This is a genomic window from Saccharopolyspora hirsuta, from assembly GCF_008630535.1.
Taxonomy (GTDB): Bacteria; Actinomycetota; Actinomycetes; order Mycobacteriales; family Pseudonocardiaceae; genus Saccharopolyspora; species Saccharopolyspora hirsuta.
This window is the reverse complement of record NZ_VWPH01000013.1, coordinates 72,815-87,113: the sequence shown is the minus strand read 5'-3', so window position 1 is coordinate 87,113 and position 14,299 is coordinate 72,815. Positions and strand designations below refer to the sequence as shown.

At 70.4% G+C, this 14,299-nt stretch carries 11 protein-coding genes; 2 read left to right on the top strand and 9 right to left on the bottom strand.

Annotated elements, in window-relative coordinates:
- Window positions 1-471 precede the first annotated feature (471 nt).
- The 8 genes from purM to F1721_RS25930 form a co-directional block, all read right to left on the bottom strand.
- On the bottom strand, window positions 472-1,584 hold the full coding sequence (purM, locus tag F1721_RS25965) for a phosphoribosylformylglycinamidine cyclo-ligase (protein ID WP_150069406.1): 1,113 nt from the start codon (window positions 1,582-1,584) through the stop codon (window positions 472-474).
- Between the two features lie 105 nt (window positions 1,585-1,689).
- Entirely contained in the window at window positions 1,690-3,216 is a 1,527-nt protein-coding gene (gene purF, locus F1721_RS25960) for an amidophosphoribosyltransferase (protein ID WP_150069555.1), read from the bottom strand.
- Window positions 3,217-3,426: 210 nt separating this feature from the next.
- A complete protein-coding gene (locus F1721_RS25955) occupies window positions 3,427-4,017 on the bottom strand; it encodes a hypothetical protein (protein WP_150069405.1) in 591 nt (196 codons plus the stop codon).
- Complete coding sequence (locus F1721_RS25950; protein WP_150069404.1) at window positions 4,014-5,126, bottom strand: polymorphic toxin type 44 domain-containing protein; 1,113 nt, start codon at window positions 5,124-5,126, stop codon at window positions 4,014-4,016. The genes F1721_RS25955 and F1721_RS25950 overlap by 4 nt, the downstream gene beginning before the upstream one ends.
- A gap of 165 nt (window positions 5,127-5,291) precedes the next feature.
- A complete protein-coding gene (locus F1721_RS25945) occupies window positions 5,292-5,678 on the bottom strand; it encodes a sterol carrier family protein (RefSeq protein ID WP_150069403.1) in 387 nt (128 codons plus the stop codon).
- A gap of 101 nt (window positions 5,679-5,779) precedes the next feature.
- Entirely contained in the window at window positions 5,780-6,580 is an 801-nt protein-coding gene (locus F1721_RS25940; protein ID WP_150069402.1) for a helix-turn-helix domain-containing protein, read from the bottom strand.
- Window positions 6,581-6,836: 256 nt separating this feature from the next.
- Complete coding sequence (locus tag F1721_RS25935) at window positions 6,837-8,012, bottom strand: S8 family peptidase (protein ID WP_150069401.1); 1,176 nt, start codon at window positions 8,010-8,012, stop codon at window positions 6,837-6,839.
- Between the two features lie 296 nt (window positions 8,013-8,308).
- Complete coding sequence (locus tag F1721_RS25930) at window positions 8,309-8,716, bottom strand: PRC-barrel domain-containing protein (RefSeq protein ID WP_150069400.1); 408 nt, start codon at window positions 8,714-8,716, stop codon at window positions 8,309-8,311.
- Between the two features lie 172 nt (window positions 8,717-8,888).
- Between F1721_RS25930 and F1721_RS25925 the strand changes: the two genes are divergently transcribed.
- Together F1721_RS25925 and F1721_RS25920 are read left to right on the top strand one after the other, a co-directional pair.
- The gene (locus F1721_RS25925) at window positions 8,889-9,467 is read left to right on the top strand and encodes a type VII secretion system-associated protein (protein ID WP_150069399.1); all 579 of its coding nucleotides are present in this window, start codon (window positions 8,889-8,891) and stop codon (window positions 9,465-9,467) included.
- Between the two features lie 185 nt (window positions 9,468-9,652).
- Window positions 9,653-11,530: a glycoside hydrolase family 15 protein gene (locus F1721_RS25920; protein ID WP_150069398.1), complete on the top strand. Its 1,878-nt coding sequence runs from the start codon at window positions 9,653-9,655 to the stop codon at window positions 11,528-11,530.
- Between the two features lie 172 nt (window positions 11,531-11,702).
- Here F1721_RS25920 and F1721_RS25915 read toward each other — a convergent pair whose 3' ends face one another.
- Window positions 11,703-13,766: a putative bifunctional diguanylate cyclase/phosphodiesterase gene (locus tag F1721_RS25915; protein WP_150069554.1), complete on the bottom strand. Its 2,064-nt coding sequence runs from the start codon at window positions 13,764-13,766 to the stop codon at window positions 11,703-11,705.
- Window positions 13,767-14,299 lie beyond the last annotated feature (533 nt).

The following is a 14,299-nucleotide window of genomic DNA, read 5'->3' as shown; positions in this document are numbered from 1 at the left end:
TCAGGCAAGCGGCGAAGCCGCTTTCGGCGGTAAACAGCGACCGCGAAGCACGACCGGCACCGATGACCAGGTCGTCGCATGCGCCGCAGGCGCATAACCCACCCTCGCAACCGGCACCGCCGCGGGTTCTCAGCGTTCGCCTGGCGAGGACGGCCCTGACGCCGTGTATTGGACATACATCAGTCAGGGCACCCACAGCCAGGCGGGCGCTGAGGTTCCGCCACCGGCACCGCCACGCAAAGCTTGGTTGGAAAACTCCGGACGCTGGCGTGCGCGGGCCGCCTCTCGGCGGGTGGCGCTGTGAGGCTCCAGCCGGACGGTATTCCTCGCAGGCGATAGTTGGGGCCCGGGGGCACGCGCGCACGCCAGCTCTCCCTACAACGAGCGGGCCCCGGTGCGGATTCCCGTTCCGGCGGGTGAATGCGAAACGCGGCCCTCGGACCAGGTCCGGGGCCGCGTTCGGCGATCAGGTCAGAAGCGCGGGTGGTTGCCGCGCAGGACCACGCGGTCCGCCTCACCAGCGTCCTCGACCGAGGGCTGCTTGGCGATCTCGCCGAGCACCCACGCCGGGACGTGGCGGGCCGTGAGGACCGCCAGGGCGCGGTCCACGTCCTCGGCGGTCACCACCGCGACCATGCCGATGCCCATGTTGAAGGTGCGCTCCATCTCCTCGGCCTCGACGCGGCCGCGCTGGGCGATCAGCCGGAACACCGGGGCCGGGGTCCAGCTGCCGCGGTCCAGCACCGCGGTCAGGCCGGACGGGATCACCCGCGCCAGGTTCTCCGCCAGGCCGCCGCCGGTGACGTGCGCGAACGTCCGCACGCCCGCCTCCGCGGCCAGCGCCAGGCAGTCCTTGGCGTAGATCCGGGTGGGCTCCAGCAGCTCCTCGCCGAGGGTGCGGCCGAACTCCTCGACGTGGCCCTCCAGCGGCATCCGGGCGATGTCCAGCAGGACGTGCCGGGCCAGCGAGTAGCCGTTGGAGTGCAGGCCGGAGGAGCCCATCGCGATCACCACGTCGCCGGGCCGCACCTTGTCCGCGCCCAGCATCGCGTCCGCTTCGACGACGCCGACGCCGGTGGCCGAGATGTCGTACTCGCCGGGCGCCATCATCCCGGGGTGCTCGGCGGTCTCGCCGCCCAGCAGCGCGCAGCCCGCCTGCACGCAGCCCTCCGAGATGCCCTTGACCAGGTCGGCGATCCGGTCCGGCACGACCTTGCCGACGGCGATGTAGTCCTGCAGGAACAGCGGTTCCGCACCGCACACCACCAGGTCGTCGACGACCATCGCGACCAGGTCGATGCCGACGGTGTCGTGCAGGTCCAGGGCCTGCGCGACGGCGAGCTTGGTGCCCACGCCGTCGGTGGAGGAGGCCAGCACCGGCTCCTTCCAGCGGTCGAGCTTGAGCTGGAACAGGCCGGCGAACCCGCCGAGCGAGCCGAGCACCTCGGGCCGGGTCGCGCGCTGCGCCCACGGGCGCATCTTCTCGACCGCTTCGTCCCCGGCCTCGATGCTCACCCCCGCAGCGGCGTAGGTGGCTTTCGGGCTCTCGGGCTGGGCAGACCCTGCGAGCAGGTCTTCGGACACGACTGGCTCCACATTCTGGTGCGATTTGCGATTCGCCGGACGCGCATGTGTAGCACGGACAACGCTACGCGTCGACGGTGAACCCCGGGGGTCTCTGCGGGCGGATCAGGGCCGTTGCAGCGCTTCGGCGGCGCCGTAACCGGCGGGCAGCACCGGTTCGGCCGGTCCCGCCACGCCCCGCTCGGGCTGGCCCTCCAGCACGTACTTGCCGAGCTTGGCGTCGTCCGGCAGCGGGATCGGGTACTCGCCGTCGAAGCAGGCCGCGCACAACCGGGTGCGGGGCTGCTCGGTGGCCGCGACCAGGCCGTCCAGCGAGACGTGGCCGAGGCTGTCCGCGCCGATCGAGCGGCGCACCCCGTCCATGTCCAGGCCGTTGGCGATCAGCTCGGCGCGGGAGGCGAAGTCGATGCCGTAGAAGCAGGGCCACTTGACCGGCGGCGAGGCGATCCGCACGTGCACCTCGATCGCACCGGCCTCGCGCAGCATCCGGACCAGGGCCCGCTGCGTGTTGCCGCGCACCACCGAGTCGTCCACCACGACCAGCCGCTTGCCGCGGATCACCTCGCGCAGCGGGTTCAGCTTGAGCCGGATGCCGAGCTGGCGGATGGTCTGCGACGGCTGGATGAAGGTGCGGCCGACGTAGGAGTTCTTGACCAGGCCCTGGCCGTAGGGGATGCCGGAGGCCTGCGCGTAGCCGATGGCGGCGGGCGTGCCCGACTCCGGCACCGGGATCACCAGGTCGGCGTCCACCGGGTGCTCCTTGGCCAGGCGGCGCCCGATCTCCACGCGGGCGCCGTTGACCGAGCGGCCGGAGATGGTGGTGTCCGGGCGGGCCAGGTAGACGTACTCGAAGATGCAGCCCTTGGGCTTCGGGTTGGCGAAGTGCTGGGAGCGCAGCCCGTCGCCGTCGATGGCCAGCAGCTCGCCGGGCTCGACCTCCCGGACGAACGAGGCGCCGACGATGTCCAGGGCGGCCGTCTCGCTGGCCACCACCCAGCCGCGCTCCAGCCGACCGAGGACCAGCGGGCGCACGCCGTGCGGGTCGCGCACCGCGTAGAGGGTCTGCTCGTCGCAGAAGACCATGGAGAACGCGCCGCTGAGCGTCGGGAACAGCTCCATCGCCGCCTGCTCGATGCCCAGGTCCGCGGCGCGCGCCGCGAGCAGCCCGGTGACCAGGTCGGAGTCGGTGGTGGCGCGGTCGCAGCCGTTGGCCGGGGAGGAGCTGTTGGCCGAGACCGTGTCCACGCCTTCGGCGATGATCCGGTCGCGCAGCTCGCCGGTGTTGACCAGGTTGCCGTTGTGGCCGAGCGCCAGGCCGCTGCCCGCGACCGTGGTGCGGAAGGTCGGCTGGGCGTTCTCCCAGGTGCCGCCGCCGGTCGTGGAGTACCGGGCGTGGCCGACCGCGACGTGGCCGCGCAGCGACGCCAGGGTCTGCTCGGTGAACACCTGGCTGACCAGCCCGGTGTCCTTGTAGACCAGCACCTGCGAGCCGTCGCCGACGGCGATGCCGGCGGCCTCCTGGCCCCGGTGCTGGAGGGCGTAGAGCCCGTAGAAGCTGAGCTTGGCGACCTCCTCGCCCGGAGCCCACACGCCGAAGACGCCGCACTCCTCGCGGGGAACGTCGCGTTCGATCGGATCGTCGGCGGGGCTGGAGAGGTCCGCGTGCGTACTTGCGTTAGCCGGTTCGGGCCGGTCGGTGACCACCGAGAACTCCCTGAAGGACGGAGCCGGAGTTACACCTCAGTGTAAACAGCCCGAAACCAGCCGAGTCCCGGCCTGATGCGTGTCGGCCATCTCATAACCGGGACGGCCGCGCACCATCACCGCGCGTCGACCGCCCGGCTACTGCCTGGGGACCTCCGAGGTGAGTTCTGCGTCGACGGTCCGCACCAGCTCGGCCAGCCAGGGTGGGATCGACTGCTCGTCACTGGGCGCGTCGGTGCTCTGAAGCTGCACCAAGTACTGCCCGTAGCGCAGGTCGATCCACCAGTTGTCGCAGGTGAACGGCCTACCGCGGATCTCCCCGCAGACGTAGCGGGCCTCGTCGGCGTCGGCCAGCCGCAGCGCTGGCGGGCGGTCCAACGTCTCGTCGAACATCTCGCTGCCGTGCCTGTCGACGCGATCGAACGCCCAGTGCGCCCACCGCGAGGAGGCGTAGCGGCGCACGGTGTAGTCGATCTCAACGCCGTCCGGCCGCTGCCATGCGGCGGTCGCTTGCGCTTGGGCTCCCCAGTCCGAAGGCAACCGGCCGGAATCGACCTGGCGGTGTTGCCACGGTCCGGGCAGCACCGGCGGTGGCACGTCGACCAGCTCCATCGGCTCGACCACCCGCCGCTGCTGGCCGGGCAGCGCGAACCACCACCAGACCGGGATGCCCGCGGCCACCAGCGCCACGAGCACCCCGGTCAGGACCAGCGGCCACCGTCTCGTCACGGTGCGCTCCACTTGCGGACCTGCGTGAGGTTCGGGGTGTGCTGGTCGATCTGGTTGATCATCTCGTAGGCCTTCGCGCGGAGCTGGGAAAGCGTGAGGTCCTCCTCGTGCTCGTTCCACAGATCCATCCCGGCCTGCATGCTGAACACGTCGCCCTTGTCGTGTTCACCGGTACCCGGCAGCCTCGGTGCGGTGTGCAGCACGTCCTCGTCGAAACCGCACGCCCGGCCGACGTAGCCGTAGTGGATGTTCGACCAGACGTCGTAGAAGACCTCGCGGCCCGCGTCGTCGCCCGGGATCTTGAAGTACAGCTGGTCGGGATTCCCCTCGTCCAGCCCCTCGCGGGCGCGGATCTTGGGCTTGTGGTCCCAGTCCATGCCCGGCGCGACCTTGACCGCGAAAAGCAGCATCGCAGTGGGGTGTTCGGCGAAGTCCTCCATCAACTGCAACCACTTGGTCCATTCGGCTCCGCCGAAGAGCTTCGACGCGATGTCACCGATGTCCGGGTCCGGAATCCACGGCTCGTTCAACGCCCAGATCACCCAGGCGATCGGCGAGTTCTGGTTCTGCACCATTTCGCCGTGGATGTATTCCAGAGTCCGCTTGAACCGACCTTCGCTGATTTCGGCCCAATCCGGCTCCTTGCGCCCCCGGCCACCGGCCCGAGGTCCGGCGGCCTGGTCCTTCCACGATTCCTCGGCGTTGCCGAGCAGGTCGCGAGCGCGGTCCTCGACTTCGTCGTAGCGGTCCGGAAAGGCCGACCGCTGCACCGCTTGCGCGAGCTCACCGGCGCTGTACTTCGGGTTGTCGGCCTCCGCCTCAGCAGCGCGGGAGAAGAACTGCCTGGACGCGTAGTTGACGTTCATGCAGTCCTTGGCCGACCCCCACCCCTGGCTGGGCCGCTGCTGGAACACCCCCACCGAGTCGCGGTCGCCGTAGTTCAGGTTCTCCATGCCGGACTCGACCAATGCTGCTTCGAACGCGGCCAGCATCACCTTGTCCGACACTTCCAAGTGATCGCCGACGGCATAGATAACCCGTCCGACCTCCGGGTCCGGACGCCCCTTGCCGGGCCCCGGCGGCGGTCCTTCCGGCAATTTATCCGCCATGATCAAACAACCCCCATTCGCGAATCCCCCGATGAGGCACAGACTGTCAGGTGCCGCCGAAAGGGGTCGCGAAATAGGCGTGGTTCACTCAGATGGCCCACATTATTGCGGAATCCGTAAACGGTGGACGTATTCCCGGATGACGAAAAGATCGTCCTGGTGCGGTCAGGAGTCGACGCGGACCAGGGGGAGCCACTGGGAGATGTCGGCTCGGGTTCCGGAGGCGGTGAGGGCGCCCTGGTCGACCGCTTCGGTCCAGGTGAGGCGGCCGGTGGCGAGCAGGAGCCAGGTGCGGGCGTCGGTTTCGACGACGTTGGGCGGGGTGCCGCGGGTGTGGCGGGGTCCGGCGATGCACTGGACCGCGGCGAACGGCGGGACGCGGACCTCGACGCTGTTGCCCGGCGCGATCTGCTCGAGCGTTCGCAGGCTCAGGCGCACCGCGGCGGCGAGCTCGGGGCGGGCGGGGCGCTGCGCGTCGTCGTCCAGCCAGGGGCGGACCGCCGCGACGGCATCGCGCACTTCACCGGGATCAACGGCACGTCGACTGGGCATGCGGCCAGCCTACGAAAGCGCGCCGTCGCTGGTGAAAGCACGTGAGCGCTTTGCGGGGTCATAGCCCCGCAAAGCGCTCACGACATCTGACCAGCGGAAACCTACAGCCAGCCGAGTTTGACCGCTTGCATGCCCGCTTGGAAGCGGGTCTCCACGCCGAGGCGGGCGATCAGCTCGCGGACCCTGCGGTGCGCGGTCCGGGCGCTGAAGCCCATCAGCCGACCGATGGTGTCATCGGTGGCTCCGGAGGCCAGCAGCGACAGGATCCACCGCTCCTCCTCCGTCGGCTGCATGTCCTGGCCGGACAGGTCGTGCGCGGCGGTGAACGGTGCGGCGAAGCGCCACATGTCCTCGAAGATCCGGCCGAGCGCGGCCAGCATCGCCGAGCTGCGCACCACGACCGCGCTCTCCACGGTGTTCTCGCTCACCGTCAGCGGCATCAGCGCGATCTCGTTGTCGACCATGATCAGCTTGGTCGGCGCCACGTGGATCACCCGGGCCTGCTCGCCCTGCGCGACCAGCTTGGTGGTGATGTCCAGCTGCGGCGGCAGCGCCAGCGCGGACCGGTCGTAGAGCACCTGGTACTGCACGCCCTCGGCGAGCTTGCGGGATTCCAGCGAGTCCAGCGGCCCGGTCGTCACGTACGGCGGCTTGGCCACGCCCTGGACCAGCTGCGAGGCGTTGCGCTGCAGCTCATAAGCCGCCCAGCCGACGCGCTTCGCCCCGTGCACGACCTGCAGCACACCACCGTTGCCGGACTGCGCCCGGGCAGCGCGGGCGACCGAGGCGACCTGCGCCCGCACGGCCCGCTCGGTGAGCGGCTCGGTGGTCGCGGTCTCCCTCGTCGGTTCGTCGACCGCAGTCGACGACTGCGCCAAGTCCTCGGTGTATCCGGGAAGCACGGCACACCCCTCCTCGTGTGCCCCGGCAGCACCGATTCAGCACCGGTACCGCGATGGACACTGAACACCCCCGTTGATGGCAACGTATCCACCGGGAACGATCGCTGGAACCGACTTTCGCAGGATGGTGGTCAGCGACCTTGGATTGACCCCGTTCGGCCGCATCCCGGCGTCCCCCGAATGCAGCAGCGGACGCGACGCGGGCCCTTCCCGATCGGTGTCAGGAAGGGCCCGCGGTTCGCATGTCGCTACCGGATCACAGGTCACCGATCTGCAGCAGGTCGGTGATGGTGCCCGACGGCGCGTTCTGGATCTTGCCGGTGGCCGCCTGGCCCTGCAGCCCGGAGATCACGTCCGCGGGCTTCGCGTCCGGGTTGGCCTGCAGGAACAGCGCGCCGACACCGGCCACGTGCGGGCTGGCCATCGAGGTGCCGCTCAGCGCCTCGGTGCCGCCGCCCGGGACGGTGGAGACGATGTCCACGCCGGGGGCGTAGCCCTCGACGGTGGCGCCGAAGTTGGTGAACTCGGCGGAGCCGTCCTGGTTGTCCGACGCGGCGGTGGTGAACACGCCCTCGGCGCTGGCCGGGGACACGTTCTCGGCGTCCTGGCTCTCATTGCCGGCCGCCACCGCGAGGAAGACGCCCTTGTTGACCAGGTTGGTCGCCGCCTCGTCCAGCGCCGGGTCCTTCGGGCCGCCCAGCGACATGTTCGCCACCGACGGGCCGTTGGCGTTCTCCGCGACCCACTCGATGCCGGACACGACCTGCTCGGTGGTGCCGCTGCCGTCGTCGCCGAGCACCTTGACGCCGACCAGCTTCACGCCCTTGGCCACGCCGTAGGTGTTGCTGCCGATGGTGCCCGCCACGTGGGTGCCGTGGCCCTGCTTGTCCGAGCCGTCGCCGCCGTGGGCGTCGAAGCCGACCTCGGCGCGCCCGCCGAAGTCGGGGTGCGAGGTGTCGATGCCGGTGTCGATGATGTAGGCGGTGACGCCCTCACCGGTGCCCTTCGGGGCGTAGTTGTTGTCCAGCGGGAGGTCCGGCTGGTCGATGCGGTCCAGGCCCCAGGACTCGACGGCCTGCTTCTTGCTCGGCTCGACCTGGATGCGGTAGCTCTGGGAGACGTTCTCGACCTTGCCGCTGGCGCGCACCTTGTCCAGCTGCTCGGGGCTCAGCTTCGCGGAGAAGCCGTTGAGCGCCGAGTCGTACACGGTGCGGGCCTGGACGCCGAGCTCCTCGGCGACACCCTGGGCGGTGATGCCGTCCTTGAGGTTGACGATGTAGACGTCCGCGTCGTCGGCGCTCGCGACCTTGGCCTGCGGGTGCAGGATCAGCGGTGCGAGTTCGATCTGCGGCTGTGCGCCGGCGGGAGTCCCGGCGAACACGAGCGCCGCTGCGGCAACCCCTGCCCCGGTGCCGTAGAGCAGCTTCCTCATGTGTCCCCTCCTTCAAATACGCTCGGGTGGGGCCGAGCGAAGGTGTTTCACGCCGGAACGTAACCAGGGAAAACACTCGTACGGGTGATGTTGGCGATTTGTCGCCACACAATCGTGCGGAGGGGTGAACGCTTTCCCAGCTCTGCGTTGCTTACCGGGAATGAGCAGGCAAAATCGCGCCCGCCGCGATCAGCGACGGGCGCGTGCAAAAATCACGTTGATCCGCTTTGAGCGGTTCTCGGGTGAGCTGAACGGCCTTCAGCCGTGTTCGCCGGGTGAGCGGCGCAGCTAGCCGATCAGGTGGCGGCGACCCAGCGCCGCAGCCGGAGGCGGACCGCCTCCACGTACTCGGGTTCGAGATCGTCGGTGGAACCGTCCGGGGCGACCCCGTAAGTCAGCCCGTAGTGCAGGTACAGCGCGCGCTCCTGCGCCAACGGGAGATCGCCCTGCTCCAGGTCGACGCGCGGGGCCAGCCGGACCGCCTCCTTGCCGACCGCGACGGTGAGCGTGTCGCCGTCGAAGGCGGCGCCCTCCAGCGGCACGAAGCTCTCGTTGGTCCCGAAGAGTCCGGTTTGGACGGTGACCCAGGCGGGCTGCTCGGTGTCCTCGTCGATGAACAGCTGGCCGACGATGCCTATCCGATGACCGGCCGGGTCGAACACCTCGCACCCGAACATCCGCAACGCTTCCCGCTGACCGATCATCGCCGCCTCCCCTCCCCGAAACCTCCCGCCAGTCTCCCCCCGGACCAGCCGCGGCGGCACCTCGGAACGGCTGGTCCCGGGACCGCCCCGGCGCGTCCCGGGGTGCGGGTGGCACTCTCGGGGGCGTGCTCGGCAGCAGCTGGGCACGAAGATCAACAGCACGGAGCCCGCGATGTCCGAAGCCACCCCGCCCGCACCGCCGATCACCGACGAGATGCGCGCGCACGCCGAGCAGAACCCCAACAGCTGGCTCTACATCACCGACCCCGGCTACGGCGCGGACGGCGGCGAGGTCCCGCCGGAGGGCATCGTGGGCGCCTACCGGATCGGCCCGGACGGGGAGATCGACGAGGAGTTCCAGTTCAACGACCGCTACCAGCCGTCCGCGATGGTCGCCGAGCGGCCGGAGCCGACCAACGAGCTGGAGCGGGTGCTGGTCGAGATCGCCGAGGGGCGGATGGCCGATTCCGCGCTGCCCGCAGCGGTCCTCGACTCCGAGCTGCTGCTCTACGCGCCGAGCGAGGACGACGCGATGCTCTACACCGCGGAGATGTCCGACGGCAGCCAGCTGCTCCCGGCCTGCACCTCGGCGGGGCGGGTGCCGTCCGACTGGCCGGGCTTCCGCCGGGTTCCGGGCAGCGCCCTGCCGGACCTGCTCGACGGCCTCGCCCTCGGCCTCAACCTGCACGAGGCGGTCCAGGCGGTGATCCCGCACAGCGTCCTGGCCCAGACCGCGGCCGAGCGCGGCTGATCCACGCGTTCCGCGCGGCGGTGTTGATCGGGGTGGACGCGATTTCAATGGAAATCAGGTGTCCGATTTTCATTGAAATCGCGGAAGTCCCCCTGCACCCGGGCGTGTCGGGCACCCGGTGCGCTGGCCGATCGCGGGTCCCGTTGGAACTGTGATCATCGGAGGTTGTGCCTAGTCTCGGCTGGGTGACGGACGATCAGCGGCGCAGCGGGCCGGGGCCGATCGAGGACTACGCCCTGCTGTCCGATCTGCGCACCGCGGCGCTGGTCGGCAAGGACGGTTCCATCGACTGGCTCTGCCTGCCGCGCTTCGACGCGCCGTCCTGCTTCTGCCGGTTGCTCGGCGGCGAGCGGGACGGGCACTGGCAGATCGCGCCGACCTCCCCGGTCCGCGAGGTGCGCCGCCGGTACCGGGCCAACTCGCTGGTGCTGGAGACCGACTTCCACACCGACGACGGCGTGCTGCGGTTGATCGACTGCATGCCGCCGCACGAGCAGGACCACCGCGCCCAGCCCTGCCTGGTGCGGACCGTGCGGGGGATCTCCGGCGAGGTCGACGTCAAGATGCGCTGGGTGGTGCGGTTCGCCTACGGCGAGGCGGTGCCCTGGGTGCGCCGGGTGCGCGAGACCGACCCGGTGCTCGACGAGTTCATCCTGGCCATCGCCGGTCCGCACACCGCGGTGCTGCGCGGCGACGTCCTGCCGCAGCGCGCCGAGCGCGAGCGGGCGCACGAGCTGATCCGCACGGTGCGGGCCGGGGAGAGCCTGTCCTGGGTGATGCAGTGGTCCCCGGACCCGGACGACCTGCCCGCGCCGGTCGACCCGGGCGAGGAGGTCCGCGACGCCGAGGAGTTCTGGCGCGACTGGACCACGAAGATCTGCTACTCCGGACCGCACGCGAGCGCGGTCTACCGCTCGCTGGCCACCCTCAAGGCGCTGACCTACGCGCCGACCGGCGGGATCGTCGCGGCGCCGACGAGCTCGCTGCCGGAAGCGGTGCCGGGCAACCGGAACTGGGACTACCGGTACTGCTGGCTGCGCGACGCGACCCTGGTGCTGCTGGCGCTGGACGACTTCGGCTGCTCCGCGGAGGCGGCTGCCTGGCGCGCCTGGCTGGTGCGCGCGGTGGCCGGGGACCCGGCCGACCTGCAGATCATGTACGGCGTCAACGGCGAGCGGCACCTGCTGGAGTGGGAGGCCGACTGGCTGCCGGGCTACCGCCGCTGCCAGCCGGTGCGCTTCGGCAACGCGGCCTTCCGGCAGCTGCAGCTCGACGTGTACGGCGAGGTCATGGACGTGCTGCACCTGGCCAGGGAGCGCGGGCTGCCGGAGCGCGAGGAGACCTGGGCGCTGCAGCGCGGGATGCTGCGCCACCTGGAGAAGATCTGGCGGCAGCCGGACCGCGGCCTGTGGGAGGTGCGCGGCCCCGACCGGTACTTCACGCACTCCCGGGTGATGGTGTGGGTGGCCTTCGACCGGGCGGTGCGCGCCGCCGAGGAGGACGGCCTGCCCGGTCCGGTGCACCGCTGGCGGGAGATCCGCGACGAGGTGCACGCGGAAGTGCTGGAGCGGGCGTGGAACCCGGAGCTCGGGGTGTTCACCCAGTACTACGGCGGGAGCACGCTGGACGCGGCGACGCTGCGGATGCCGTCGGTGGGCTTCCTGCCCGGGGACGACGAGCGCGTGGTGCGCACCGTGGAGGCGGTGCAGCGGGAGCTGCAGCACGACGGCGTGCTGGTCGACCGCTACACCGCGAGCGAGTCCCGCAACCAGGTCGACGGCCTGACCGGCCGCGAGGGCGCGTTCCTGGCGTGCTCGTTCTGGCTGGTCGACGCCCTGGTCTACATCGGCCGCCGGGACGAGGCCGAGAAGCTGTTCGGCGAGCTGGTGGCGCTGGCCAACGACGTGGGCCTGTACGCCGAGGAGTACGACGCCGCGACCGGGACGTTCGCGGGCAACTTCCCGCAGGCCTTCAGCCACCTGGCGCTGGTCAACTCTGCGGCGGTCCTCTACGGCGGCCTCACCCGGGCCCAGCGCAGCCGCCGCAACGGCAAGCCCGGCTGACTTCCACCACCGGTGCACCAGCGCGAGGCGAACGGCGTCAACCACTTCCAGCGGAAAACAGGGACCGCGACGGGCGACCAGCACCGCTCGCTAGGTCGTCGCATGCGCCGCAGGCGCATGACCCACCCTCGCGACCCGCACCGTCACGCAAACCAGCCACTGGAAGTGCTCATCAGTCCAGGTGGTCGAGGATGAACTTGGTGATCTCCTCCGGGGAGCCGGGTTTGGCGAAGAGGTAGCCCTGGCCCGTTTCGCAGCCGATGTCGGCCATGCGGCGGGATTGGGCCAGGGTTTCCACGCCTTCCGCGGTGACCGTCAGGCCTAGGGCGTGCGCCAGGTCCACCAGGGTCGCCACGATGCGGGCGTCCACCGGGTCGGCCCGTTCCGCGTCGCGGAGGCCTTCCATGAACGAGCCCGCGATCTTCAGCTCGTGGACCGGGAGGTGGCGCAGGTAGGCCAGGTTCGAGTAGCCGGTTCCGAAGTCGTCGATGGCGATCCGCACGCCCATCTGGGACAGCGCGCGCAGCGCGTCCAGCGGTTCGTCGGCGGTGCCCATGATCGCGCTCTCGGTGAGCTCCAGCTGCAGCCGCGAGGGTTCCAGCCCGGTCTCGGCCAGGATCGCCGCGACGTCGTCGACCAGGTCCGGGTCCCGCGACTGCCGCACCGCCAGGTTGACGCTGACGAACGGCGCCGCCGAGCCGAACCGGTCCTGCCAGAGCTTGGCCTGGCGGCAGGCCTGCCGCAGCACCCACCGGCCCAGGGACACGATCAGCCCGGTCTCCTCGGCCAGCCCGATGAACCGGTCCGGGCCGAGCCGCCCCAGCTCCGGGTGCGCCCAGCGGACCAGCGCCTCCACCCCGACCACGTTCTGGTCGCGCAGGCCGATCAGCGGCTGGTAGTCGACGTAGAACTCCTCGCGCTCCAGCGCGGCGGGCATCTTCGCGGACAGGTGGAACTGCGCGACCTCGGTGGCGTTGCGCTCCGGGTCGAACAGCGCCCACTGGCCCTTGCCCTCGGCCTTCGCCCAGTACAGCGTCACGTCGGCGTCGCGCATCAGCTCGGCGGCGGTCTGCCCGTTCACCGGCCGCTCCACGATGCCGATGCTCGCGCCCACCGACAGCTCGTGGCCGCCGATGCGGAACGGTTGCTCCAGCGCGTCCAGCACCGTGTCGGCGACCTCGACGGCCTGCTCGGTGCCCAGCGAGCTCTGCAGCAGGATCACGAACTCGTCGCCGCCCATCCGCGCGACGAGCCGGTCGTCGCCGTGCACCACGGCGGCCAGCCGGTCCGCGACCGCGACCAGCAGGTCGTCGCCGACGTGGTGGCCGAGGCTGTCGTTGATGACCTTGAAGCCGTCCAGGTCCATGTAGCACAGCGCGACCCGGTCGCCGGGTTCGTGCTGGCGCAGCACGTTGGTGAGCCGTTCCAGGAACAGCGCCCGGTTGGGCAGCCGGGTCAGCGGGTCGTGCATCGCCTGGTGCCGCAACCGCTCCTGCAGCATCAGCCGGTCGGTGACGTCCTCGATCAGCGCCACCTGGTAGAGCGGCAGGCCGTCCTCGCCGCGGACCAGGGACACGATCATCTCGGTCCACACGGTGCCGCCGTCCGGGCGGATGAACTGCTTCTCCACCCGGAACTGGTCGCGCTCGCCGCGGACCAGCTCCTGGTACATCCGCCAGACGCTGTCCGGGTCGGCCGGGTGCATCATGTCGGAGACCAGCATGGTGCGGAGCTCGTCGCCGGAGCGGCCCATGATCCGGGTCAGCGAGTCGTTGACCTCGAGGATCCGGCCGTCCATGTCGCCGATCCCGATGCCGATGGCGGCCTCGGCGAAGATCGCGCGGAACCGCGCCTCGCTGGTGCGCAGGGCCTGCTCGACGGCGTCGCGGGCGTCCAGCACGGCCTGCCGGATGGCCTCCTGCTCGTCCAGCGTGCGCTTGCGGGCGGCCTGCACGAACCCGGAGCACAGGGCGCCCTGCAGCGCCGCGACCCGGCCGCGCCAGTCCGGGGTGCTCTCCAGCCGCAGCACGTCCAGCATCTCGTCGCCGATCAGGTTCACCGTGCGGGCCAGCGACTCGGCGCTGGTGAAGTGCACGGCGACGAGGTCCACGCCGACCTCGCGCGCGGCGGCCGCGTCGAACGGGTCGCTGAGCAGGGCATCGACCAGTCGGTCCGTGTAGCCGTACAGGCGGCCTTCGATCTCGGCGCTGGTCATGGGCACGTAGCTGGTGCCCATGAGCACGTGCGCCCAGGCCGCCGCGAAGCGGCGTCGGTCGGCTCGGTTCACCTCGGCGGTCACCTCGTGAGCGCTTGGCACCGGCGCGGTCCAGCCAGTCATGCCTGGGGCGCCCTCCACTCGTACTCGCCCGGCCCGTTCTCGTTCGGAGCATACGACCGGATCGGTCCGGCGGTCGAACATCATGTGCGGCACCCGGGGTAAGCCGTAACCTCATCCGAGCAGGCCATCCGCGTGGTCCGCACGACGATCGACTACCGTCCGCAACCACGTGATCGCCCGAGTACGGCTGTCATGATCGATCTGCTGGTTTCGACGCTCAGCCCGGCTGAGAGGTTGTGCGCGCAGCCGAACTACCCGTTGGTGGCCAGCAGTTCACCCTCAGCTGTCCGGATTGAGCCAATCCGGTTAAAAACTAACACAGGATCTACTTCCAACGAAAACCATTCGCGACACTTCCGGGGCAAGCCGCGTCGTCCCCCGACGACGCACCGCATCCGATCATCAGGAGGCCCCGATGAACCGTCCGAGTG